The sequence below is a fragment of the Salipiger sp. genome, assembly GCF_048261495.1.
Lineage (GTDB): Bacteria > Pseudomonadota > Alphaproteobacteria > Rhodobacterales > Rhodobacteraceae > Salipiger.
In genome coordinates, this window is the sequence record NZ_JBLXFX010000002.1 from 542,874 (window position 1) to 564,588 (window position 21,715).

The 21,715-nt window shown below is 66.5% G+C and carries 26 protein-coding genes; all 26 read right to left on the minus strand.

The window, feature by feature from the left end; genetic code table 11:
* Nucleotides 1-6 precede the first annotated feature (6 nt).
* Nucleotides 7-753, minus strand: a complete 747-nt coding sequence (locus ACN0RJ_RS06100) for a biotin--[acetyl-CoA-carboxylase] ligase (RefSeq protein WP_417723707.1) — start codon at nt 751-753, stop codon at nt 7-9.
* Between the two features lie 162 nt (nt 754-915).
* The gene (gene nuoN, locus ACN0RJ_RS06105) at nt 916-2,358 is read right to left on the minus strand and encodes an NADH-quinone oxidoreductase subunit NuoN (RefSeq protein ID WP_417721959.1); all 1,443 of its coding nucleotides are present in this window, start codon (nt 2,356-2,358) and stop codon (nt 916-918) included.
* A 12-nt stretch (nt 2,359-2,370) separates the two neighbouring features.
* Complete coding sequence (locus ACN0RJ_RS06110) at nt 2,371-3,921, minus strand: NADH-quinone oxidoreductase subunit M (RefSeq protein WP_417721958.1); 1,551 nt, start codon at nt 3,919-3,921, stop codon at nt 2,371-2,373.
* Entirely contained in the window at nt 3,921-6,134 is a 2,214-nt protein-coding gene (gene nuoL, locus ACN0RJ_RS06115) for an NADH-quinone oxidoreductase subunit L (RefSeq protein WP_417723708.1), read from the minus strand. Before nuoL ends, ACN0RJ_RS06110 begins: the two co-directional genes overlap by 1 nt.
* A 4-nt stretch (nt 6,135-6,138) precedes the next feature.
* Nucleotides 6,139-6,444 (minus strand): NADH-quinone oxidoreductase subunit NuoK, encoded by a 306-nt coding sequence (gene nuoK, locus ACN0RJ_RS06120; protein ID WP_417721956.1) that lies wholly within the window; start codon nt 6,442-6,444, stop codon nt 6,139-6,141.
* A 112-nt stretch (nt 6,445-6,556) separates the two neighbouring features.
* The gene (locus ACN0RJ_RS06125; RefSeq protein ID WP_417721955.1) at nt 6,557-6,688 is read right to left on the minus strand and encodes a hypothetical protein; all 132 of its coding nucleotides are present in this window, start codon (nt 6,686-6,688) and stop codon (nt 6,557-6,559) included.
* A complete protein-coding gene (locus tag ACN0RJ_RS06130; RefSeq protein ID WP_417721954.1) occupies nt 6,689-7,291 on the minus strand; it encodes an NADH-quinone oxidoreductase subunit J in 603 nt (200 codons plus the stop codon).
* Nucleotides 7,288-7,695: a carboxymuconolactone decarboxylase family protein gene (locus ACN0RJ_RS06135; protein WP_417721953.1), complete on the minus strand. Its 408-nt coding sequence runs from the start codon at nt 7,693-7,695 to the stop codon at nt 7,288-7,290. The genes ACN0RJ_RS06130 and ACN0RJ_RS06135 overlap by 4 nt, the downstream gene beginning before the upstream one ends.
* Nucleotides 7,692-8,186 (minus strand): NADH-quinone oxidoreductase subunit NuoI, encoded by a 495-nt coding sequence (gene nuoI / locus ACN0RJ_RS06140; RefSeq protein ID WP_417721952.1) that lies wholly within the window; start codon nt 8,184-8,186, stop codon nt 7,692-7,694. Before nuoI ends, ACN0RJ_RS06135 begins: the two co-directional genes overlap by 4 nt.
* A gap of 6 nt (nt 8,187-8,192) precedes the next feature.
* Nucleotides 8,193-9,230: an NADH-quinone oxidoreductase subunit NuoH gene (nuoH, locus tag ACN0RJ_RS06145; protein ID WP_417721951.1), complete on the minus strand. Its 1,038-nt coding sequence runs from the start codon at nt 9,228-9,230 to the stop codon at nt 8,193-8,195.
* A gap of 10 nt (nt 9,231-9,240) precedes the next feature.
* The gene (locus tag ACN0RJ_RS06150) at nt 9,241-9,633 is read right to left on the minus strand and encodes a hypothetical protein (RefSeq protein ID WP_417721950.1); all 393 of its coding nucleotides are present in this window, start codon (nt 9,631-9,633) and stop codon (nt 9,241-9,243) included.
* A 3-nt stretch (nt 9,634-9,636) separates the two neighbouring features.
* The gene (gene nuoG, locus ACN0RJ_RS06155; protein WP_417723709.1) at nt 9,637-11,658 is read right to left on the minus strand and encodes an NADH-quinone oxidoreductase subunit NuoG; all 2,022 of its coding nucleotides are present in this window, start codon (nt 11,656-11,658) and stop codon (nt 9,637-9,639) included.
* A gap of 5 nt (nt 11,659-11,663) precedes the next feature.
* Nucleotides 11,664-12,077 carry a DUF5333 domain-containing protein gene (locus ACN0RJ_RS06160; RefSeq protein ID WP_417721948.1) on the minus strand — a complete coding sequence of 138 codons (414 nt, stop codon included), beginning with the start codon at nt 12,075-12,077 and terminating at the stop codon, nt 11,664-11,666.
* Nucleotides 12,078-12,205: 128 nt separating this feature from the next.
* Nucleotides 12,206-12,568 (minus strand): hypothetical protein, encoded by a 363-nt coding sequence (locus ACN0RJ_RS06165; protein WP_417721947.1) that lies wholly within the window; start codon nt 12,566-12,568, stop codon nt 12,206-12,208.
* An 11-nt stretch (nt 12,569-12,579) separates the two neighbouring features.
* Nucleotides 12,580-13,065: a DUF5333 family protein gene (locus tag ACN0RJ_RS06170; RefSeq protein ID WP_417723710.1), complete on the minus strand. Its 486-nt coding sequence runs from the start codon at nt 13,063-13,065 to the stop codon at nt 12,580-12,582.
* Entirely contained in the window at nt 13,029-13,529 is a 501-nt protein-coding gene (locus ACN0RJ_RS06175) for a DUF3291 domain-containing protein (RefSeq protein WP_417723711.1), read from the minus strand. Before ACN0RJ_RS06175 ends, ACN0RJ_RS06170 begins: the two co-directional genes overlap by 37 nt.
* A gap of 242 nt (nt 13,530-13,771) precedes the next feature.
* Nucleotides 13,772-15,070, minus strand: coding sequence for an NADH-quinone oxidoreductase subunit NuoF (gene nuoF / locus ACN0RJ_RS06180; RefSeq protein WP_417721944.1), 1,299 nt, complete (start codon nt 15,068-15,070; stop codon nt 13,772-13,774).
* 4 nt (nt 15,071-15,074) lie between these two features.
* Nucleotides 15,075-15,293 carry a DUF5337 domain-containing protein gene (locus tag ACN0RJ_RS06185; RefSeq protein WP_417721943.1) on the minus strand — a complete coding sequence of 73 codons (219 nt, stop codon included), beginning with the start codon at nt 15,291-15,293 and terminating at the stop codon, nt 15,075-15,077.
* A gap of 12 nt (nt 15,294-15,305) precedes the next feature.
* Complete coding sequence (locus ACN0RJ_RS06190) at nt 15,306-16,109, minus strand: endonuclease (protein WP_417723712.1); 804 nt, start codon at nt 16,107-16,109, stop codon at nt 15,306-15,308.
* A 28-nt stretch (nt 16,110-16,137) separates the two neighbouring features.
* Nucleotides 16,138-17,304, minus strand: coding sequence for an NADH-quinone oxidoreductase subunit E (locus ACN0RJ_RS06195; RefSeq protein ID WP_417721941.1), 1,167 nt, complete (start codon nt 17,302-17,304; stop codon nt 16,138-16,140).
* An 89-nt stretch (nt 17,305-17,393) separates the two neighbouring features.
* The gene (locus ACN0RJ_RS06200; RefSeq protein WP_417721940.1) at nt 17,394-17,711 is read right to left on the minus strand and encodes a hypothetical protein; all 318 of its coding nucleotides are present in this window, start codon (nt 17,709-17,711) and stop codon (nt 17,394-17,396) included.
* Between the two features lie 53 nt (nt 17,712-17,764).
* Nucleotides 17,765-18,985 (minus strand): NADH-quinone oxidoreductase subunit D, encoded by a 1,221-nt coding sequence (locus tag ACN0RJ_RS06205; RefSeq protein ID WP_417721939.1) that lies wholly within the window; start codon nt 18,983-18,985, stop codon nt 17,765-17,767.
* A gap of 58 nt (nt 18,986-19,043) precedes the next feature.
* Complete coding sequence (locus ACN0RJ_RS06210) at nt 19,044-19,652, minus strand: NADH-quinone oxidoreductase subunit C (protein WP_417721938.1); 609 nt, start codon at nt 19,650-19,652, stop codon at nt 19,044-19,046.
* A gap of 20 nt (nt 19,653-19,672) precedes the next feature.
* Entirely contained in the window at nt 19,673-20,206 is a 534-nt protein-coding gene (locus ACN0RJ_RS06215; RefSeq protein WP_417721937.1) for a NuoB/complex I 20 kDa subunit family protein, read from the minus strand.
* Nucleotides 20,197-20,562, minus strand: coding sequence for an NADH-quinone oxidoreductase subunit A (locus ACN0RJ_RS06220; RefSeq protein ID WP_417721936.1), 366 nt, complete (start codon nt 20,560-20,562; stop codon nt 20,197-20,199). The genes ACN0RJ_RS06215 and ACN0RJ_RS06220 overlap by 10 nt, the downstream gene beginning before the upstream one ends.
* Nucleotides 20,563-20,884: 322 nt before the next feature.
* Nucleotides 20,885-21,661, minus strand: a complete 777-nt coding sequence (locus ACN0RJ_RS06225; RefSeq protein WP_417723713.1) for a crotonase/enoyl-CoA hydratase family protein — start codon at nt 21,659-21,661, stop codon at nt 20,885-20,887.
* Nucleotides 21,662-21,715 lie beyond the last annotated feature (54 nt).

Genomic DNA, 21,715 nt, shown 5'->3' on the forward strand with positions numbered 1-21,715 from the left:
CCCTCCTCAGAAGAACACATCCGCCGCGGCGATGGCCTGGCGGCCCCCCGGCGTTTTCAGTACAAGATTTCCCGCCGCATCCACCGTCTCGAAGGTGCCGGTGGTCTCGGCCGTGCCGGTGCGCGCGGTGATGACCTCGCCCAGCCGGGCGGCGCGGGCCAGCCAGGCCTCGCGGATCGGTGCAAATCCGTAGGTGACAAAGCGCGCCTCATGCGCGGCATAGGCGGTGGCGAGCGCGTCCAGCATCTCTTCCGGCGTGACCCGCACCCCGACCTCGGACAGAAGCGACACCGGACGCAGCGCGCCCGGCTCCACCTCGCCCGCGCCGGGCGCCTCGGCAAGGTTGATGCCGATGCCGATCGCCAGATGCGCCACCCCGGCGCGCTGCCCGAGGCTTTCCAGCAGGATGCCCGCCACCTTGCCGCCGTTCAGCAGCACGTCGTTCGGCCATTTCAGCGACAGCCCCGCGGCCCGCCCGGTCACCGCGACAAAGGCGTCGAACAGCGCCAGCGAGGCGACGAAGCTGCGCAGCGCCACCACCGCCGGTGGCTCGGTCGGCATCAGCACCAGCGTCCCCGAAAAATTCCCCGCCGGATTCGCCCAGGGCCGCCCGCGCCGCCCCCGCGCCGCGTTCTGGCGCAGCGCCAGGATCCACTCCGGCCCCGCCAGGCTGCCCGCCAGCCGCGCAGCTTCGGCATTGGTGCTGTCGACCTCCGCCAGCACCCGCCGCCCGTATCCCGCCGGCCAGCTCATCCCGCACGCCCCCGGGTTTCTTCTGGCCGAAAATATCCATATCCCGCGCCCGCCACGCCGGACGGACGGCGCAGAAGAAGGTCCCCCCGCGCAACACGGGCGCCAGAAACGCAGCGACGCGCCAAAGGCGCGTCACCGTTTTTCGAGGCGTGGCAGGTCCGCTCAGTTGACAAGCGTCGCCGCCGCGGAGGCCGCTGCGCCCTCGATCCCGAAGAGGTTCACCACCCCCACCACCATGATGATCGCCGAGGCCATGAGGAAGCCCGACAGGATCGGCGAGCCGCCCGAATCCAGCGCATCCTCGTTGTCCGACCCGAAGTACATGAAGAACACGATCCGCAGGTAGTAGTAGGCCCCGATCACCGAGGCGATCATGCCCCCGACCGACAGCCAGATCAGTCCGGCGTCATAGGCCGCGCGCAGCACGTAGAGCTTGCCGAAGAACCCGACCAGCGGCGGCACGCCGGCAAGCGAGAACAGCAGCACCAGCATCGCCAGCGCCTTGGCCGGTTCCTTTCTGGAATACATGCCGAGCGCCTTGATGTCGGTCACCGGGCGGCCCTCGCGGCTCATCGACAGGATGAAGGCGAAGGTGCCGACGTTCATGGTGACGTAGATCGCCATGTAGACCAGCGTCGCCTGCACCCCGAATTCCGTCCCCGAGGCGACGCCCATCAGCGCGTAGCCCATGTGGGCGATCGAGGAATAGGCCATCAGGCGCTTGATGTCGGTCTGCCCGATCGCGGCGAGCGAGCCGAGGAACATCGACAGCAGCGACAGCAGCGCCACGACCTGAGACCAGTCCGCGACCGCGCCGCCGAAGGCGTCGTACATCAACCGCACCAGCAGGCCCATCGCCGCCATCTTGGGCGCCGTGGCGAAGAAGGCGGTGACCGGGGTCGGCGCGCCTTCGTAGACGTCGGGCGTCCACATGTGGAACGGCACCGCCGAGACCTTGAACGCGAGGCCCGACAGCATCATCACCACGCCGATCAGCAGGCCGATGGACAGGTGCCCCTCGGTGGCAGACGCGATGATGCCGGAGAACAGCGTCGTGCCGGCAAAGCCGTAGGTCAACGAGGCGCCGTAGAGCAGCAGGCCCGAGGACAGCGCGCCGAGCACGAAGTACTTGAGACCCGCCTCGGTCGATTTCTCGTGGTCGCGCCGGAAGGAGGCGACGACGTAAAGCGCCAGGGATTGCAGTTCCAGCCCCATGTAGAGCGTCATCAGGTCGCCCGCCGACACCATGGTCATCATGCCGACGACCGACAGCACCACCAGCACGGGGTATTCGAACTTGAGAAAGCCGTGCTTGGCCATGAAGCCTTCGCTCATCAGCAGCACGCAGGCCGCCGAGACGAGGATCACCACCTTGGCAAAGCGCGAGAAGGCATCGTCGATGAACATGCCGTGGAAGGCCGGGTTCGTCCCCTGCCCGGTGGTCCCGATCCACAGCGCCAGCGCCAGGAAGACCGCCGCCGTCGCCCAGAGCAGCGGCGAGGCCAGCTTGTCCTTGCCGGTGTAGACCGCCCCGATCAGCGCCAGCATGGCGAAGACCGCGAGGACGATCTCGGGAAGGATGATGTTCAGATCAGCCGGGATCATGGCTCCGCCCCCTCAGTGATTTGCTTCGGCAACGGTGGGTCCGCCGAGGTCGGCGGCCGCCACGGCCGAGTCGTAGTTGCTAACGAGCGCTTCGACCGACGGCCCGATGATGTCCAGCGCGGCCGAGGGATAGACCCCCAGCCACAGGGTCATCACCACCAGCGGTGCAAAGATCCAGCGCTCGCGAGGTGTCATGTCCTGGATGGTCTTCAGGCTCTCCTTGATGAGATCGCCGAAGACCACGCGGCGGTAGAGCCACAGCGCGTAGGAGGCCGACAGGATCACGCCCGAGGTCGCGAACATCGCCACCCAGGTGTTGACCTGGAAGATCCCCATGAGCGTCAGGAATTCCCCGACGAAGCCCGAGGTGCCCGGAAGGCCCACGTTCGCCATGGTGAAGAACATGAAGATCAGCGCATAGGCCGGCATCCGGTTCACGAGGCCGCCGTAGGCGTCGATCTCGCGGGTGTGCATCCGGTCGTAGATCACGCCGACGCAGAGGAACAGCGCGCCCGAGATGAAGCCGTGCGACAGCATCTGGAAGATCGCCCCGTCGACGCCCTGCTGGTTGGCCGCGAAGATGCCCATGGTCACGTAGCCCATGTGCGCGACCGACGAATAGGCGATGAGCTTCTTCATGTCCTCCTGCACCAGCGCGACCAGCGAGGTGTAGACGATGGCGATGGCCGACATCCAGAACACCAGCGGCGCCAGCACTTCGGAGCCCACCGGGAACATCGGCAGCGAGAAGCGCAGGAAACCGTAGCCGCCCATCTTGAGCAGGATCGCCGCCAGCACGACGGAGCCCGCCGTCGGCGCCTGCACGTGCGCGTCCGGCAGCCAGGTGTGCACCGGCCACATCGGCATCTTGACCGCGAAGCTCGCGAAGAAGGCAAGCCAGAGCATGGTCTGCAGGCCGCCCACCACATGCATCCCCAGCACAGAGAAATCCCCGTGCGAGAATTCGTGCGTCAGCAGCGTCGGAATGTCGGTGGTGCCCGCGTCGGTATACATGGCGACCATCGCCACCAGCATCAGCACCGAACCGAGGAAGGTGTAGAGGAAGAACTTGAAGCTCGCATAGATGCGGTTCGCCCCGCCCCAGATCCCGATGATCAGGAACATCGGGATCAGGCCCGCTTCGAAGAACAGGTAGAACAGCACCAGGTCCAGCGACATGAACACGCCGAGCATCAGCGTTTCCAGAAGCAGGAAGGCGATCATGTATTCCTTGACCCGGGTCTTCACCTCCCAGGAGGCGAGGATGGTCAGCGGCATCATGAAGGTGGTGAGCAGCACGAACAGGACCGAGATCCCGTCGACGCCCATCTTGTAGTTCATGCCCATGATCCAGGAGCCGGTCTCGACCATCTGGAAGCCGGTGTCCGAGGGGTCGAAGCCGAACAGGATGAAGAGCGAGATCACGAAGGTCGCCGTGGTGGCGGCCATCGCCAGCCACCTTGCGTTGCGGTTCGCGGCCGCATCGCCCCCGCGCAGGAACACCGCGAGGATCAGCGCCGCCAGACCCGGCAGGAAGGTGACGATGGAAAGCAGGTTGGACATCAGTGCGCCCCTCCGAGGATCGACATCCAGGTCACCAGGATCGCGATCCCGATCACCATGGCGAAGGCATAGGTAAAGATGTAGCCGGACTGCGCACGGCCCGCGAGTTTGGTGAAGAAGGGAATGATCCCCATCGCCACGCCGTTGATGGTGCCGTCGATGACATTGCCGTCGCCGCGCTTCCAGAACAGACGGCCGACCGCCTTGGCCGGGCGCACGAAGAGGAAGTCGTAGGCCTCGTCGAAATACCACTTGTTCAGCAGGAAGAGGTAGAGCGGACGCTGGCTGGCGGCGAGCCGGACCGGAACGGTCGGATCGACGATGTAGAACCAGTAGGCGGTGGCCAGACCGATCAGCATGGCGACGAAGGGCGCCAGCTTGGCCCAGACCGGGGCGTGGTGCGCGTCTTCCATGACCGTGTTGTCGGCCGCCATGAAGATCGCGCCCTCCGGTGCCATGCCGGTGCCATGATCGGCGGTGGCGCCGTGTGCCTCTGCCGCGGCCTGGCGATGGCCGTCGGCGGCGGGTGCCTCGCCGTGGCTTTCGGTCGCGACGGCCTCGCCCTCGGTGGCGGCGGGCGCTTCGCCCTCGGCTGCCGGTGCTTCCGCCGTGGTTGCGGCGGCGTCGCCATGACCTTCGGCGGCGGCGGTGTCGTGACCGGCCTCCGAGGCTTCGGCGTGATGGGCGGGCATCCCGAACCAGGACAGGACCTTTTCGTGGTTGCCGAAGAACACGCTGTACCAGAGCATCCCGGCAAAGGTCGCGCCGAGCGCCAGAACGCCGAGCGGGATCAGCATGACCCGGGGCGATTCATGCGCATGTTCATGCGTGTGCTTGTCGCCGCGCTGCTTGCCCCAGAAGGTCAGGAACATCAGCCGCCAGGAATAGAAGCTGGTGAACAGCGCCGCCACGACCAGCGCCCAGAAGGCAAAGCCGCCGTCGGTGCCCGCGTAGGCGCTTTCGATGATCGCGTCCTTGGAGACGAAACCCGCGAAGCCGAGCCAGCCGGTGAGCGGAATGCCGACGCCGGTGATCGCCAGGGTGCCGATCAGCATCGCGGCAAAGGTCATCGGGATCTTGTCCTTCAGCCCGCCGTAGTTCCGCATGTCCTGTTCGTGGTGCATCGCGTGGATGACCGAACCGGCCCCGAGGAACAGCATCGCCTTGAAGAAGGCGTGGGTGAAGAGGTGGAACATCGCCGCCGAGTAGACCCCGACCCCCGCCGCCACGAACATGTAGCCGAGCTGCGACATGGTCGAATAGGCGATCACGCGCTTGATGTCGTTCTGCACGAGGCCGATCGTGGCCGCGACGAAGGCGGTCATCGCGCCGATGTAGGTGATGAAGGTCGTCGCTTCGGGCGCGTATTCCATCAGCGGCGACATGCGGCAGACGAGAAAGACCCCCGCGGTCACCATGGTCGCGGCGTGGATCAGCGCCGACACCGGGGTCGGGCCTTCCATCGCGTCCGGCAGCCAGGTGTGCAGGAAGAGCTGCGCCGATTTGCCCATTGCGCCGACGAACAGCAGGAAGGCCAGCAGGTTGGCGGCGTTCCAGTCGGTCCACAGGAAGGTGAGCTGGGTTTCCGCCAGCGCCGGCGCGGCGGCGAAGACGTCGTCGAAGGCGATGCTGTCGGTCAGGTAGAACAGCCCGAAGATCCCCAGCGCGAAGCCGAAGTCACCGACGCGGTTGACGATGAAGGCCTTCATCGCGGCGGCGTTGGCCGTCGGCTTGCGGTAGTAGAAGCCGATCAGCAGGTAGGAGGCGACCCCCACCCCTTCCCAGCCGAAGAACATCTGCACCAGATTGTCCGAAGTCACCAGCGCCAGCATCGCGAAGGTGAAGAAGGACAGGTAGGCGAAGAAGCGCGGCTTGTAGCTTTCGCCGGCCTTCCACTGCGGATCGTGCGCCATGTAGCCGAAGCTGTAGAGGTGCACGAGCGCGGAGACCGTGGTCACCACCACCAGCATGATCGCGGTCAGGCGGTCGACCCGGATCGCCCAGTCGGTGCTGAGCGTGCCGCTTTCGATGAAGCGGAAGATCGTGGTTGTGTAGGGATCCCCGAGGGTCAGGAAGATGATCCAGGACAGCAGGCAGGCAAAGAACAGCAGCCCCGTGGTGACCCACTGGGCCCCCGTCTCGCCGATGAACTTCCAGCCGAAGCCGCCGATGATCGCGCCCACCAGAGGGGCGAAGAGGATGATCGTCTCCATGACCTCAGCCTTTCATCACGTTGACGTCTTCCACGGCGATGGTGCCGCGGTTGCGGAAGAAGCAGACCAGGATGGCGAGGCCGATCGCCGCCTCGGCCGCGGCGACCGTCAGCACGAAGAGCGTGAAGACCTGCCCCGCGAGATCGCCGAGGTAGGACGAGAAGGCGACGAAGTTGATGTTCACCGACAGCAGGATCAGTTCGATGCTCATCAGCAGGATGATCACGTTCTTCCGGTTGAGGAAGATCCCGAAGATCCCGATGACGAACAGCACCGCCGCCACCGTGAGGTAATGTTCCAATCCGATCATACTGTCCCTCCGGGCCCTCGCGCCCCGATGTTCTTTTCGTATTCACGCCGCGGACCGGGGTCCCGGCGTCTTTCGTGTTCGGCCCCGGCTCCGGGGCGCTGGTTCGGTCCGCTCAGCCGCGGCGGGTGCGCCACCAGCGGAAGGCCAGCCAGCCCAGCCCCGCCTTGACCACCCAGAGCGCCGCCAACCCCGCCACCGCAAGCCCGCTCATCGGACCGTGCAGCAGCGCAAGAAGGTCGCCCAATTACAGCCCCTGCCCGGGCTTCACGTCTTTCAGTTCCATCGCCTTGGCCGGGTCGCGCCACATCTGGTGCAGCACGTTCTGGCGCTTCACGTCCGGCCGGTGGCGCAGGGTCAGCACGATGGCCCCGATCATCGCCACGAGCAGGATCAGACCGGCAAGCTGGAACAGCAGGAAATACTGGTCATAGAGGATCACCCCCAGCGCCGCGGTGTTCTGCACGCCTTCGGGCGCGGGCGCGGAAAGCTGCGTCGTCGCCAGTTCGGAGGTTTCCCAGGCGCCGAGCGCCATGCCCAGCTCCATCAGGACGATCAGGCCGATCAGCAGCGCCAGCGGCATGTACTTGGCCATGCCCGCGCGCAGTTCGGCGAAATCGACGTCAAGCATCATGACCACGAAGAGGAACAGCACCGCGACCGCGCCGACATAGACGATGATGAGCAGCATCGCGACGAATTCGGCGCCGAGCAGCACGAACAGGCCGGCGGAGGACAGGAAGGCCAGGATCAGCCAGAGCACCGAATGCACCGGGTTCCGGGAGATCACCGTGAACAATCCGCCCGCGATCGCGGCCAGCGAAAAGAGATAGAAGGCGAAGACGGTCATTTGGCGTCATCCTCTTTGTCTTCCATGACGTCGCGCGCGAGTTCCATCGCGCGGGTCATGGCGGGTATTCCTGCGAACATCGACATCTGGGCGATGGTCTCGGCGATCTCGTCCCGCGAGGCCCCCGCTTCGAGCAGGTGGCGCACGGTCATCCGCACCGCGGTGTCGGCCTGCGCGCCCTGCATGGTCAGCCCGGCCAGGGTCAGCAGCAGGCGGGTCTTGGCGTCGAGCCCCTCTTTCGAGATCCCGCGCCCGAACCACATCTCCATCATGTCCTTGGGCATGGTCGGCCAGAGCTTCTCGAACCCCTTGGGGCTGAAGGACTCCAGTGCCGGGTTGAAGGCCTTCGCCATCTCCTGCGCCTGGGCCATCATCAACTCGAAAGGGGTTTTTCCGTCGCTCATCTGTAGGGTGCGTCCAGTTCGAGATTGCGGGCGATCTCGGCCTCCCAGCGGTCGCCGTTGGCGAGCAGCTTGGCCTTGTCGTAGAACAGTTCCTCACGGGTCTCCGTGGAGAATTCGAAGTTCGGCCCCTCGACGATGGCATCCACCGGGCAGGCTTCCTGGCAGAAACCGCAGTAGATGCATTTCGTCATGTCGATGTCGTAGCGGGTCGTTCGGCGGCTGCCGTCGTCGCGCGGTTCCGCGTCGATGGTGATGGCCTGCGCCGGGCAGATCGCCTCGCAGAGCTTGCAGGCGATGCAGCGTTCCTCGCCGTTGGGATAGCGGCGCAGCGCGTGTTCACCGCGGAAGCGGGGCGACAGCGGGCCCTTCTCGTGCGGGTAGTTCAGCGTCGCCTTGGGGGCGAAGAAGTACTTGAACCCGAGCTGGAAGCCCTTGATGAAATCCGCCAGCAGAAAGTATTTCGCGGCGCGTCCGTAGTCGATATCGGCCATGGTCGGTCAGCTCCCAGTGGTCCAGCGCGCGAAGGCACCCCAGAACCAGTCGAATTTTGCGGCGAAGGACACGAAGACCACCCAGACGAGGCTGAACGGAAGGAAGACCTTCCAGCCAAGGCGCATCAGCTGGTCGTAGCGGTAGCGCGGGGTGATCGCCTTCACCATGGCGAACAGGAAGAAGAACACCGCCATCTTGCCCACCATCCAGAGCACGCCGTCCGGCAGGCCCGGGATCGGCGACAGCCAGCCGCCGAAGAACAGCAGCGTGGTGAGCGCGCACATCAGGAAGATCGCGATGTATTCCCCTGCCATGAACAGCAGGAACGGCGTGGCGGAATATTCCACCTGGTAGCCCGCAACCAGTTCCGATTCCGCTTCGGGAAGGTCGAAGGGCGGGCGGTTGGTTTCGGCCAGCGCCGAGATGAAGAACAGGAACACCATCGGGAAGTGCGGCAGCCAGTACCAGTTGAAGAACCCGAAGGAGCCGTCCTGCGCCCGCACGATGTCGCCGAAGCTCATCGAGCCGGTCGAGATGATGACGCCGATGATGATCAGGCCCAGCGAGACCTCGTAGGAGATCATCTGCGCCGCCGAGCGCAGCGAGCCGAGGAACGGGTATTTGGAGTTCGACGCCCAGCCGCCCATGATGACGCCGTAGACCTCGAGCGACGAGATCGCCATGACGTAGAGGATGGCGACGTTGATGTCGGCCAGCACCCATCCGTCCGAGAACGGGATCACCGCCCAGGCGATCATCGCCATGACGAAGGAAATCATCGGTGCCAGCAGGAACACGGCCTTGTCCGAGCCCGCCGGGATCACCACTTCCTTGACGACGTATTTCAGCGCGTCGGCCACCGATTGCAGGATGCCCCAGGTGCCGACGACATTGGGCCCCCGCCGCATCTGCACCGCTGCCCAGATCTTCCGGTCTCCGTAGACCAGGAACAGCAGCGAAATCATCACGAAGGCCACGACCGCAAGCGATTGGGCCAGCAATATGATGAAGATGCCGAAGGGGGTTGAGAAGAAGTCTGCCATCAAGTGTCCCTCACACCATCGGTATTCCGTTCTCGGCGCAGGCCAGGGCGACCACTTCTGCGTCGATCGTCTTCAGTCCACGGGGCAGCGCCGCCGAGATGGTGTAAACAGCATCTCCGCGCCAGAGGCCACCCTCTTGTGCCACATTCGTGCGCAAATGGCGCGCAAATCCGTAACCCCGGATCAACGCATACTGCGCCGCAGCACATTCCGCGTAATCCGCCACGTCCGCAGCGCTCCGCGCCCCGCGCATGTCCACGAAGAAGTTCACCAGATCCCCGTCGAGGAGTCGTGTTTCCACGCCCACGTAGACCGGCGCGAAGGGCGCCCGGGTGTCCTGCGCCGAGTCGCAGGCCCAGAGCGCGCTCAGCGCCGCAAGGGATATGGCGAATCGCGGCCACATTCCTCACTCCGCAGCCATCGGCGCGCTGGCGCGGGCCTTGGCGTTGGACGAAAGCTCGGCCATCAGGACCGAGGCGCGTGCGATCGGGTTGGACAGGTAGAAGTCCTTGACCGCGTAGCTGAAGCCCGCGTCGCCGGGCGTGCCCGGTGCGACGGCGCTCCATGCGTTTTCCGGCACCGTGTCGATTCCGGCCAGCACCGGTGCCGCGGCGATCAGCGCGTGGCGAAGCTGCGCCAGGCTGTCCCACGGCAGGGCCGCGCCCAGCTCGCCCGAGAGCGCGCGCAGGATCGCCCAGTTTTCCTTGCCCTCGCCCGGCGCGAAGCTGGCGCGCAGCGCAAGCTGCGGACGACCCTCGGTGTTCACGAAAAGGCCGTTCTCTTCGGTATAGGCGGCCCCGGGCAGGATGACATCGGCGCGATGCGCGCCGCGGTCGCCGTGGCTGCCCTGGTAGATCACGAAGGGCCCGGCGGGAATGTCGCCTTCGTCGGCCCCGAGGTTGTAGACCACGTCCGCGCCGTCGAGCGCCGCGGCGATGCCGCCCTCGGTCACCGCGCCCACATCCATCGCGCCGACACGGCCGGCCGCCGTGTGCAGCACCAGGAAGGCCGATCCGGTCGCCTCGGCCAGCGCCATCGCCTTGCCGAGCACGGCCTCGCCGTCCTCGCGCGCAAGGGCGCCCTGCCCGACGATCACCAGCGACGGTCCGTCCTTTTCGGGATCGAAGCCGCTGTCCTTCAGCTCGTCGAGCGCGGAAGGGCCGGTGCCGACGTGATGGTAGTCATAGGTCAGCTCCGCCGCCTCGCCGACCAGCCCGATGCGTGCGCCGTGCAGCCAGGCCTTGCGGATGCGCGCGTTCAGCACCGGCGCCTCGACCGCGGGGTTGGTCCCGATCAGCAGGATCGCCCTGGCGTGGTCGATGTCCTCGATCGTCGCGGTGCCGACATAGCCCGAGCGGTTGCCCGCCGGCAGCTTGGCACCATCGGTGCGGCATTCGACCGCGCCGCCCAGCCCCTCGACCAGCGTCTTGAGCGAGAACGCCGCCTCGACCGGGGCAAGATCGCCCACCAGGCCGGCGACCTTCCTTGCGCCCTTGATCGCCCCGGCGGCGGCGGCGAGCGCCTCGCCCCAGGTGGCCGGCTTCAGCTTGCCGTCGACGCGGACATAGGGCCGGTCGAGCCGCTGGCGGCGCAAACCGTCCCAGACAAAGCGCGACTTGTCGGAAATCCATTCCTCGTTCACGCCGTCATGGTTGCGCGGCAGGAAGCGCATGACTTCGCGGCCCTTGGTATCCACCCGGATGTTGGAGCCGAGCGCATCCATCACGTCGATGCTCTCGGTCTTGGTCAGCTCCCACGGACGGGCGGTGAAGGCATAGGGTTTCGACACCAGCGCGCCCACCGGGCAGAGGTCGATGATGTTGCCCTGCAGGTTCGAATCGAGCGTCTGGTTCAGGTAGGAGGTGATCTCCGCATCCTCGCCGCGCCCGGTCTGGCCCATCTGGGTGATGCCCGCGACCTCGGTCGTGAAGCGCACGCAACGGGTGCAGGAGATGCAGCGCGTCATGTGGGTTTCCACCAGCGGGCCCAGATCGAGATCCGTCGTCGCCCGCTTCGGTTCGCGGAAGCGCGAGAAGTCGACGCCATAGGCCATCGCCTGGTCCTGAAGGTCGCATTCCCCGCCCTGGTCGCAGATCGGGCAGTCGAGCGGGTGGTTGATGAGCAGGAACTCCATCACCCCCTCGCGGGCCTTCTTGACCATCGGCGAGTTGGTCTTGACCATCGGCGGTTCGCCGTCCTTGCCGGGGCGCAGATCGCGCACCTGCATGGCGCAGCTTGCCGCCGGTTTGGGGGGCCCGCCCACCACCTCGACCAGGCACATCCGGCAGTTGCCCGCGATGGAAAGCCGTTCGTGATAACAGAAGCGCGGCACCTCGATCCCGGCCTCTTCGCAGGCCTGGATCAGCGTCATGGCGCCGTCGACTTCGATCTCTTTGCCGTCGATGTTGATCTTGCGTAGGTCGGGCATGGGTCTCACTTCGCTCTTAGCAGGGAACCGATGGCGGTCCCCTTGTCGATTTCGCTCCTGCCGAAGGCACAGAGCGCCCGCGTATCGCCGGGCTCGACGCCCTTCGTGCGCAGGAACGCTTCGCCGTCGGCGCGCATCTTCTTCTTTTCCGCCTTCGAGGTGACGTAGTCGTCGATCTCGGAATAGCTGTAGCCCAGAGCCTGCGCCCTGTTCTTGAGGGTATTGAGATAGGACAGCGCCGACAGCATCCTGGCGTCGATGTCGTTGCACTTGTTGCGGATCTCGTCGGCGATGCCGACGGCCATCAGCCCGTCGTGGATCTCCGTCACGTCGCGCAGCGGCGGCTTGGCCGCGGCGGCGGCGGGCATCGCGGCGGCCGTCAGCAGGGCAACGAGGGCGGCGGTCTTGGTCAGGGACATATCAGTTCTCCGGTCACGTGTCGCGGAGCCCGCGCGCGGGCGGACTCCTCCGTTCCGGAAGGTGGGGCCCGGGGCGCCTGTTATGCAATAACGGCGGCGGTCCTCCGCTGATATGACGGCAGGGCGGGTCATTCCGCGCAGGTCCCCCGAAAGGTCAGCGTGTCGTCCTGCACCACGAGCTGCTCGCGCGGGGTGTCGGGGCCGATCTGCCAGGTGATGTCCGAGCTGCCGAGCCGGGCGATGCAGTATTTCACCCCTTCGTAGGTCGCGGCCTGAATGGCGCCCTCGATCGAGCGGCTGGCGGGCTTCGCGGAGGCGACAAAGCTCATCCGGTCGCCCTTGATGGCCTTGGACTTGCCCTTGAAGGGAATGCCCTCGTAGGTGATCTGGTTCGCGCGCCCGCCGATGGAATCGCAGGACGCCAGCGCAAGCGCCGCGCAGATCGCCAGCGCACCGGTCCGGATCACCCTGCCCCTTTGCTTCGCGTTCATACCGTCCCCCGTCACACCTGTTCCAGCAGCCGGCCCACATCGGAGCCCTGCGCGATTTCCGTCGTGCCGATGCGGCACAGGCTCTCCGGCACGTCCGGGATCGCCCCCCGCGCCGCCAGCCAGCCATTGGCCGCGGTCGCGGTTTCGTTGAAGTCATGCGCCGTGAACAGCGCATCCAGTTCGGCGCGCGTGGCGCCTTCGGCCAGCAACTGGCGGTCGGCAAGGTTCACCGCCCCGCCCATCGCGCCCGGCGCCAGCCGCAGACCCTGCGCATAGCACTGGTCCGAGATCCGTTCGGCCAGGGTCAGCCGCAGCACCTGCGCCTTCCAGCGCTCCGCCACGGTGTTGCCCGCCGGCGCGGTGGTCGCGACACCGGCAGCACCGCCGCCGGTCGACACCGGCGCGCCGCAGCCGGCCAGCACCGCCAGCAGCGCCGCGACCCCGTATGCCCGCAGCCCGGTCATTCCGCCGCCACCCGGCATTGCCTGTCGCGCCATGCGGTCGCCTCCTCCAGCCAGGCCCAGTCGAAGGCCCGCTCCGACGCGCCCGCGCTCCGCAGCAGGTCGAGCCGCTCCAGCGCCTCGTCGAGCGTGGGGCGGTGCCCGGCGGGCACCCACCACATGACGAAATGCATCTCTCCCAGAACCTCGAACCACTCGGCGCGGCGGTCGTAGAACTGCTTGTGCACCGTCTTCCAGACGAAGGTTTCGAGGCTCGTCACATCTTCCCAGACGGTCAGGTTCGACACGAACTGCGGATCGCCGCCGATCTTGGCCTCGGTATTGCCGGTGCCCGGTTCGCCGGAACCCTCCATCATCCAGACAAAGCCCGGCATCCGCTTTCCCAAGCCGTTGATCCGGTCGAGCGCGCCCATGAACTCCGCCACGCGCGGGTCGTCGGTGGGCGCCAGCAGGCGGCCCACGTTCAACTCGGCGAGGTGATGTCCGTCAGGCTGCTGCATCTGACACCTCATCGTGGAATAGCACAGCCAAAACGGTCGAGCGACCAGACAGCCCAGCCCGATACAGGGACGAAAATGACGACTGTCGCGCTGTAGAGGACCTGAGCCAGGGGCGAAAACCGATAGAGCGCGACTCCGACCAGCCCACACGTCTTGCAAGCCACCCCGCGCGGATACGGCGCGGTGTTGCTGCGAGAACAGGAATTCGGGATTGGTGGTTCAAGCCGGCTCACTCCTTCGGATTATTCGGCCGCCATCGCGCCCATGCGGCCCGATTTCTGCGCCTTGATGCGGTCCTCGATTTCCTCGCGGAAGTTGCGGATCAGGCCCTGGATCGGCCAGGCCGCCGCGTCGCCGAGCGCGCAGATGGTGTGGCCCTCGACCTGTTTGGTGACGTCGAAGAGCATGTCGATCTCCTCGACCTCCGCCTCGCCCTTCACCAGCCGGTCCATGACGCGCATCATCCAGCCCGTGCCCTCGCGGCAGGGCGTGCACTGGCCGCAGCTCTCGTGCTTGTAGAACTTGGACAGCCGCCAGATCGCCTTGATGATGTCGGTGTTCTTGTCCATCACGATCACCGCCGCCGTGCCGAGACCCGAGCCCAGCTCGCCCCGCAGGTAGTCGAAGTCCATGATGGCGTCCTTCATCTTTTCCCCGCGCACGCAGGGAACGGACGAACCGCCCGGGATCACCGCCAACAGGTTGTCCCAGCCGCCGCGGATGCCGCCGCAATGCTTCTCGATCAGCTCCTCGAAGCTGATCGACATCGCCTCTTCGACGACGCAGGGGTTGTTCACGTGGCCCGAAACGCCGAACAGCTTGGTGCCCGCGTTGTTCTGGCGGCCGAAGCCCGCGAACCACGATCCGCCCCGGCGCAGGATGGTCGGCACGACGGCGATGGATTCGACGTTGTTCACCGTGGTCGGGCAGCCATACAGGCCCGAGCCCGCCGGGAACGGCGGCTTCATGCGCGGCATGCCCTTCTTGCCTTCGAGGCTTTCCAGCAGGGCGGTTTCCTCGCCGCAGATGTAGGCGCCCGCGCCGTGGTGCAGGTAGAGATCGAAATCCCAGCCCGACCCGGCGGCGTTCCGGCCCAGCAACCCGGCCTCGTAGGCCTCGTCGATGGCGTTCTGCAGCGCTTCCTTCTCGCGGATGTACTCACCGCGGATGTAGATGTAGCAGGCATGGGCCTGCATCGCGAAGGAGGCGATCAGGCAGCCTTCGATCAGCGTGTGCGGATCATGGCGCATGATCTCGCGGTCCTTGCAGGTGCCCGGCTCGGATTCGTCGGCATTCACCACCAGATAGGCGGGGCGGCCGTCGCTTTCCTTGGGCATGAAGGACCACTTCAGACCCGTGGGAAAGCCCGCGCCGCCGCGCCCGCGCAGGCCCGAGGCCTTCATCTCGTTGATGATCCAGTCCCGGCCCTTTTCGATGATGCCGGCCGTCCCGTCCCAATGGCCACGCTTCTTCGCCCCGTCGAGGGAGCGGTCGTGCATGCCGTAGAGATTGGTGAAAATCCGATCTTCGTCCTTCAGCATCTCTTCAGTCCTTGTCTTTCTGGCGGGCACGCCAGAGCCCGTAGATCATCCATATCGCCGTTCCGAACCCGGCGATCGCCGCCAGGTCGAAAAAGGCCCTCGTGCGCTGGCTCCAGTCCAGCGCCTCACCCAAAAACGTCACCCCGAGCCATCCCAGTCCGGTCCCGGCAATGACAAGCGCGATGATGCGGCCCTGCCGGTTATGATCCTGGTCCCTGCTCACGATGCGGCCGCGTCAGTAGACGCCGCCCTTGTCGACGCGGGTGGAGAACTCCGTCTCTCCGCCCGCGGCGAGAATTCCTGCCTGGCCGATCCAGTCGTCACGCGATACGCGGCCCTTGAACCCCTTGAGGTTGCTGTCCATCCACGCCACCTCGGCGGGGGACCAGCCGGCGATCTGGTCGAAATGGAAGATGCCCAGCTCGTGCAGCAGCTCTTCCAGTTTCGGACCGACGCCCTTGATTTCCTTGAGGTTGTCCGCCCCGCCGTCGCGCGGGCCGGACAGGGCCTGCGGCTTGGTGCCCGCACCCTCGGTCACGACCTCGGCCGAGACGGGAGCGGGAGCGGCGGCGGGGGCCGAAGCGCCCTCCCCCTCGTATTTCCAGCTACCCTTGCGCGCGGCCAGATCGTCCTGCCCGGCAAGCGGCTTGCTCGGCTTGATGACGCTGGCGGAGGCCGGCTCCGCCGCGGCGGGCGCGGGCGGTGTCGCGGCGACCGGTTCGGCCGCCGGAGCGGAAGGCTCGGCCGCCGGAGCGGGCGCCTCGACAGCCGGGCTCGCGGCAGGGGCCGGGGCCGGTGCGGCAGCGACCGGCGCGGCAACCGGCGCCGGGGCCGCGGTGGGCTTCGTGACCGAGACCTTGGGCACCGGGGCACAGAACAACCACGTGAACAGCAGGCCCAGAAGGCCGCAGGTGATCAGCCCGAGCAGGATCGCGGCGAACACGCCCTTGCCCGCGGACAGCGCGAACAGCGCCACCACGAGTCCGATCCCCCCGGCGGTCATCCAGCACTTGCGCGTGCATCCGCTGTCCATCGTCATTTCCCGTCTCCCCGCTTACCTGTCCCGATCACGTATCGTAGATATCGTCCTTTTTCGCGCGGGCCGAGAATTCCGTCTCTCCCCCGTCGGCCAGAAGCCGTGCCTGCGTCACCCATTCGTCGCGGCTCGCCCGGCCCTTGAACCCTTCCAGATTGCTGTCGACCCAGGCAAGCTCTTCGTCGTTCCAGCCGGCAATCTGGTCGAAATGATAGAAGCCGAGGTTGTTGAGAAGCTGTTCGAGCTTCGGACCGACACCCTTGATCATCTTGAGATCGTCGGCACCGCCCTCGCGCGCGGCGTCGAGCGCCTGCGGCCGGGTTCCGACCTCGGGGGCGGCATTCGCCGCATTGCCGGTGGCATCCGCGACCGGGCCGCCGGTGCCCTCGACCGGCGCCTCGCGCTTGTCGATGCCGGTGCTGTCGGCGGGCGCGCCGTCGTGCAGGACCGGGGCGTGGGTGTCGGGCACCGCATCGCCCTGCTCGTCCGACCGGTCGCGCCAGGGCGCGCGCAGCGGCACTTCGGTGCCGTCGATGCGCTTGACCGTGTCGTTGATGTCGGTCGCGAGCTGCACCGAGGCGTTGTACTGGTGCTTGCCGGCCTCGAATTCGGTGAGCGAGGTCAGGCCCGACAGCGGTTCGGAGCCGTAGCGGCCGTTCTGCGGACCGGGCACCGGCACCTTGCCGGCGGCCAGCTCGTCGATGATCTCGGCCATGCGGGCGGCGGTGAGATCCTCGTAGTAATCCTTGCCGATCTGGGCCATGGGCGCGTTGGCGCAGGAGCCGAGGCATTCGACCTCTTCCCACGAGAACTTGCCGTCGGCGGACAGCGCATGCGCCTTGGGCGCGATCTTGTCCTTGCAGACGCCGATCAGGTCCTCGGCGCCGCAGATCATGCAGGAAGTGGTGCCGCAGACCTGGATATGGGCCACCGAGCCGACCGGCTGAAGCTGGAACATGAAGTAGAAGGTCGCCACCTCCAGCGCGCGGATATAGGCCATGCCGAGCATCTCGGCGACGCCCTCGATGGCGGGACGGGTCAGCCAGCCCTCCTGTTCCTGCGCGCGCCAGAGCAGCGGAATGATGGCGCTGGCCTGGCGGCCCTCGGGATACTTGGTGATCTGCGCCTCGGCCCAGGCCAGGTTGGCAGGGGTGAAGGCAAAGCTATCGGGCTGGTCAGGGTGCAGGCGGCGCAGCATCGGTCAGCGGGCTCCGGTCTCTGGCGGGCGCTCGGGTGCGCCCCGTTCTGTGGCATCTTCCGCGGCGGCCGCATCGGGCCGCCGGGACATCATAGGGCGGGCGCGGTCGCCGGTGCGACTGCGGCAGGGGTGCAGGGACCGGTCACCAGACGGAAGGTGCCGTCCTCGAGTTGGACACCCTGCTTGGAGGTCACGCGGTAGGCGGCGATCTTCTGGACCTCCTCGCGGGTGAGCCCGGTCTGAAGCTCCACCGGGAGGTAATCCGGTTCGGTCCGCAACGCGCAGCCGATCGAGGCCACGGCCTCGTCGAAGGCCAGCATGTCGTTCTCGTCGATCCCCTTCGGAGGCAGGGCGCAGCCCGCGACCAGGACCAGTCCCGTCAGACATCCCAGGGTTTTCATCAGCATCACTCGTCTCGTCCCTCGTTCTTGTTGTTGCCCCGCCTTCGCGGAGTGTGCCGTCAGCGGTCGACTTCGCCGAACACGATGTCAAGCGAGCCGAGGATCGCCGCGACGTCGGCAAGCTGGTGGTTCTTGCACATGTGATCCATGCTCTGCAGATGCAGGAAGCCGGGCGCGCGCAGCTTGGCGCGGTAGGGCTTGTTGCTGCCGTCCGACACGAGATAGACGCCGAATTCGCCCTTGGGCGCCTCGACGCAGGCATAGACCTCGCCCGCGGGGACGTGGAAGCCCTCGGTATAGAGCTTGAAGTGGTGGATGAGCGCCTCCATCGAGGTCTTCATCTCGGAGCGCTTCGGCGGCGTGACCTTGCCGCGCGCCAGGATGTCGCCCTGGTTTTCCGGCAGCTTCAGCTTGGCGCAGGCCTGGCGCATGATCTTCACGCTCTCGCGCATCTCGGCCATGCGGCAGAGGTAGCGGTCGTAGCAGTCGCCGTTCTTGCCGACGGGAATGCGGAAGTCGAACTCGTCGTAGCATTCGTAGGGCTGCGAGCGCCGCAGGTCCCAGGCGAAGCCGGACCCGCGCACCATCACCCCGGAGAAACCGTAGAGCTGGATGTCCTCTTCGGTCACCACGCCGATGTCGGCATTGCGCTGCTTGAAGATGCGGTTCTCGGTCAGCAGGTCGTCGATGTCCTGGAGGATCGGGCCGAAGGCCACGCACCAGTCGTCGATGTCGTCGATCAGCTTGGGCGGCAGATCCTGGTGAACCCCGCCGGGCCGGAAATAGGCGGCGTGCAGACGCGCGCCGCAGGCCCGTTCGTAGAACACCATCAGCTTCTCGCGTTCCTCGAAGCCCCAGAGCGGCGGCGTCAGTGCGCCCACGTCCATGGCCTGCGTGGTCACGTTCAGCAGGTGGTTCAGAATGCGCCCGATCTCGCAGTAGAGCACCCGGATCAGCTGCGCGCGACGCGGCACCACGACCCCGGTGAGCCGTTCGATGGCGAGACACCAGGCATGTTCCTGGTTCATCGTCCCGACATAGTCGAGACGGTCGAAATACGGCAGGTTCTGCAGGTAGGTCCGGCTCTCCATGAGCTTTTCCGTGCCGCGGTGCAGCAGGCCGATATGCGGGTCGCAGCGTTCCACGATCTCGCCGTCAAGCTCCAGCACCAGACGCAGCACGCCGTGGGCGGCAGGGTGCTGGGGGCCGAAGTTGATGTTGAAATTGCGGATCTTCTGCTCGCCGGTCATGACGTCTTCGAAGCCGTTGGAGCCGTCCATCACAGTGCCTCCTCGTGCGCGCATCCGGTGCAGCCGCGAATTTTCGTCGAAAATTCGGTCACTTCCCGGCCTCCGCCTTTTCGTCGCCGGGCAGCACGTATTGCGCACCTTCCCACGGCGACATGAAATCGAACTGCCGGTATTCCTGCACCAGGCTCACCGGTTCGTAGACCACGCGCTTCTGCTCTTCGTCATAGCGCACCTCGACATAGCCCGTCGTCGGGAAATCCTTGAGCAGCGGGTGCCCGCGGAAGCCGTAGTCGGTGAGGATGCGGCGCAGGTCCGGGTGCCCCGAGAACAGGATGCCGAACATGTCGAACACCTCGCGCTCGAACCAGTTCGCGCTGGGGTGCACGGCGGTGATCGAGGGCACGATCTCGTCCTCGCGGATCGACACCCGCAGGCGGATCCGGTGGTTCTGGTACATCGACAGGAAATGATAGACCACGTCGAAGCGCTTGGGCCGCTGCGGGTAATCCACCGCGGTCACATCCACCAGCGACGAGAACCGGCAAGTCGCATCCGCCTTGAGGAACTCGACCAGGCCGACGATGTTGGCCGGGGTCACGTCCAGGTTCAGCTCGCCATGGGTCACGTCCCAGCCCAGCACGCAATCGGGCCGCTTCATTTCGATATGGGCGCCCAGTTCGTTCAGTGCGTCGGTCATCTTGCCTCTCCCCGCCCCGCTCAGCGCACGATCGTGCCGGTGCGGCGGATTTTCTTCTGCAATGCCATCAGCCCGTAGAGCAGCGCCTCGGCCGTCGGAGGACAGCCCGGCACGTAGACGTCGACCGGCACGATCCGGTCGCAGCCGCGCACCACGGAATAGCTGTAGTGGTAATAGCCCCCGCCGTTGGCGCAGGAGCCCATCGAGATCACGTAGCGCGGTTCCGGCATCTGGTCGTAGACCTTGCGCAGCGCCGGCGCCATCTTGTTGGTCAGGGTGCCGGCCACGATCATCAGGTCGGACTGGCGCGGGCTCGCGCGCGGCGCGGTGCCGAAGCGTTCCAGATCGTAGCGCGGCATCGAGGTCTGCATCATCTCGACCGCGCAGCAGGCCAGGCCGAAGGTCATCCAGTGCAGCGAGCCGGTGCGCGCCCAGTTGATGACGTCATCCACCGTGGTCAGCAGAAAGCCCTTGTCCGAAAGCTCCCGGTTCAGCGCCTGGACCGCGACCTCCCGGTCGCCCCCTGCGGTGTTGGCTCCGGTCATCACTCCCATTCGAGTGCCCCTTTCTTCCATTCGTAGGCAAAGCCGATGGTCAGCACGGCAAGGAACACCATCATCGACCAGAAGCCGACCATGCTCACGTCCTTGAAGGCCGTGGCCCAGGGGAAGAGGAAGGCGATTTCGAGATCGAAGATGATGAAGAGGATCGACACCAGGTAGAAGCGCACGTCGAATTTCATCCGCGCGTCGTCGAAGGCGTTGAACCCGCATTCGTAGGCCGAGACCTTTTCCGGGTCCGGATTGCGCACCGCGAGCACCACGGCAGCAAGGATCAGGACCGCGCCCAGACCGACCGCGACGGCCAGAAATACGAGGATGGGCAGATATTCCCGCAGCAATTCTTCCACTGGGTGGCTCCTTTGCGAGGCGCGCCGGGGGTCCGGCGCGGAAACCATGGCGATGCAGCCGTGCTAATCGTGACTTATCGCCGTGTCGAAGCGGGGTCAACAATCGCCCGGCAGTTTTGCACCCCGCCAAAACGCTTTTGAGCCAAACACATAAACAAAGCCAGCCGTCCTGCACGGCGAAGTTGCGACATTTTTTCCGTCGACCGTCGCATACAAAAGCATCGCCGCGCGGGACTCGGTGCCGTCAGCGCCGCGCGCGGGGGCGCCGGGGCGGGTGCGCCGGGGCACGGCCGGGCCCGCCCGCGCCGACGGCACGCCGGGCTCAGGCCCGCGCGGCGGGGCGCTTGTCGAGGAAGGCCGCGATTCCCTCGCGGGCTTCCGCGCTCTCCCAGCGGCGGGCCAGCGCATCCACCGCCAGGTCGACCTCCGCCTCGCTCACCCGGCCCGCCAGCGTCACGAGCAGCGCCTTGGCATCGCGCACCGCCCCCGGCGCGCAGGCGAGATAGGGCGCGACCGCCTCCTCGACCGCCGCGTCCAGCGCCTCGGGCGCGACGACGCGGTTCAGCAGGTCGAGGCGCACCGCCTCCTGCGCGCCGAAGAGCCGTGCGTTCATGAAGACCTCGCGGGCGCGCACCCCGCCCATGCGGGCGATCACGTAGGGGCCGATATTGGCCGGGATCAGCCCCAGCCGGGTCTCGGTGAAGCCCATCGTCAGGCCCTCGGCCCCGATCGCCATGTCGCAGACCGCCACCAGCCCGACACCGCCGCCGAAGGCATTGCCGTGGATGCGCCCGATCAGCGGCTGCGGCAGGGCGGCAAGCGCCCCGAGCGCGGTGGCGATGCGGCGCGATTCAATGCGGCGGGTGTGGTCGTCCATGCCGAACTGCTCGCGCATCCAGGCAAGGTCCCCGCCCGCGCAGAAGGTCCGCCCCTCGGCCGAGAGCACCACCACCCGGACCGTGTCGTCCTCCGCCAGCGCCCGCGCGGCGGCTTCCAGCTCGGTCATCATCTGCGCCGAAAGGGCGTTGTGCTTTTCCGCCCGCGCAAGGCGCAGCTGCGCCACCCCCCGCCCGTCGATCTCGACCGCGATATTGTCCATGTTCCGTCCCTTTCCGCGGCGCGCCCCGGCGCCGCCCCCTGTCTGCGCGGCGGC

Bases quoted from the DNA above. Each gene is read 5' to 3' on its own strand.
- nuoF (WP_417721944.1), bottom strand. From the start codon at position 15,070: ATGCTGAAGGACGAAGATCGGATTTTCACCAATCTCTACGGCATGCAC.
- nuoK (WP_417721956.1), bottom strand. From the start codon at position 6,444: ATGATCGGATTGGAACATTACCTCACGGTGGCGGCGGTGCTGTTCGTC.
- ACN0RJ_RS06200 (WP_417721940.1), bottom strand. From the start codon at position 17,711: ATGCTGATGAAAACCCTGGGATGTCTGACGGGACTGGTCCTGGTCGCG.
- ACN0RJ_RS06165 (WP_417721947.1), bottom strand. From the start codon at position 12,568: ATGAACGCGAAGCAAAGGGGCAGGGTGATCCGGACCGGTGCGCTGGCG.
- ACN0RJ_RS06100 (WP_417723707.1), bottom strand. From the start codon at position 753: ATGAGCTGGCCGGCGGGATACGGGCGGCGGGTGCTGGCGGAGGTCGAC.
- ACN0RJ_RS06135 (WP_417721953.1), bottom strand. From the start codon at position 7,695: ATGAGCGACGGAAAAACCCCTTTCGAGTTGATGATGGCCCAGGCGCAG.
- ACN0RJ_RS06210 (WP_417721938.1), bottom strand. From the start codon at position 19,652: ATGACCGACGCACTGAACGAACTGGGCGCCCATATCGAAATGAAGCGG.
- ACN0RJ_RS06225 (WP_417723713.1), bottom strand. From the start codon at position 21,661: ATGGACAATATCGCGGTCGAGATCGACGGGCGGGGGGTGGCGCAGCTG.
- ACN0RJ_RS06110 (WP_417721958.1), bottom strand. From the start codon at position 3,921: ATGTCCAACCTGCTTTCCATCGTCACCTTCCTGCCGGGTCTGGCGGCG.
- ACN0RJ_RS06150 (WP_417721950.1), bottom strand. From the start codon at position 9,633: ATGTGGCCGCGATTCGCCATATCCCTTGCGGCGCTGAGCGCGCTCTGG.
- nuoI (WP_417721952.1), bottom strand. From the start codon at position 8,186: ATGGCCGATATCGACTACGGACGCGCCGCGAAATACTTTCTGCTGGCG.
- nuoL (WP_417723708.1), bottom strand. From the start codon at position 6,134: ATGGAGACGATCATCCTCTTCGCCCCTCTGGTGGGCGCGATCATCGGC.
- ACN0RJ_RS06175 (WP_417723711.1), bottom strand. From the start codon at position 13,529: ATGCAGCAGCCTGACGGACATCACCTCGCCGAGTTGAACGTGGGCCGC.
- nuoH (WP_417721951.1), bottom strand. From the start codon at position 9,230: ATGGCAGACTTCTTCTCAACCCCCTTCGGCATCTTCATCATATTGCTG.
- nuoG (WP_417723709.1), bottom strand. From the start codon at position 11,658: ATGCCCGACCTACGCAAGATCAACATCGACGGCAAAGAGATCGAAGTC.
- ACN0RJ_RS06195 (WP_417721941.1), bottom strand. From the start codon at position 17,304: ATGCTGCGCCGCCTGCACCCTGACCAGCCCGATAGCTTTGCCTTCACC.
- nuoN (WP_417721959.1), bottom strand. From the start codon at position 2,358: ATGATCCCGGCTGATCTGAACATCATCCTTCCCGAGATCGTCCTCGCG.
- ACN0RJ_RS06215 (WP_417721937.1), bottom strand. From the start codon at position 20,206: ATGGGAGTGATGACCGGAGCCAACACCGCAGGGGGCGACCGGGAGGTC.
- ACN0RJ_RS06160 (WP_417721948.1), bottom strand. From the start codon at position 12,077: ATGTCCCTGACCAAGACCGCCGCCCTCGTTGCCCTGCTGACGGCCGCC.
- ACN0RJ_RS06170 (WP_417723710.1), bottom strand. From the start codon at position 13,065: ATGGCGCGACAGGCAATGCCGGGTGGCGGCGGAATGACCGGGCTGCGG.
- ACN0RJ_RS06130 (WP_417721954.1), bottom strand. From the start codon at position 7,291: ATGACCGTCTTCGCCTTCTATCTCTTTTCGCTGGCCGCGATCGCGGGC.
- ACN0RJ_RS06205 (WP_417721939.1), bottom strand. From the start codon at position 18,985: ATGGACGGCTCCAACGGCTTCGAAGACGTCATGACCGGCGAGCAGAAG.
- ACN0RJ_RS06190 (WP_417723712.1), bottom strand. From the start codon at position 16,109: ATGACGATGGACAGCGGATGCACGCGCAAGTGCTGGATGACCGCCGGG.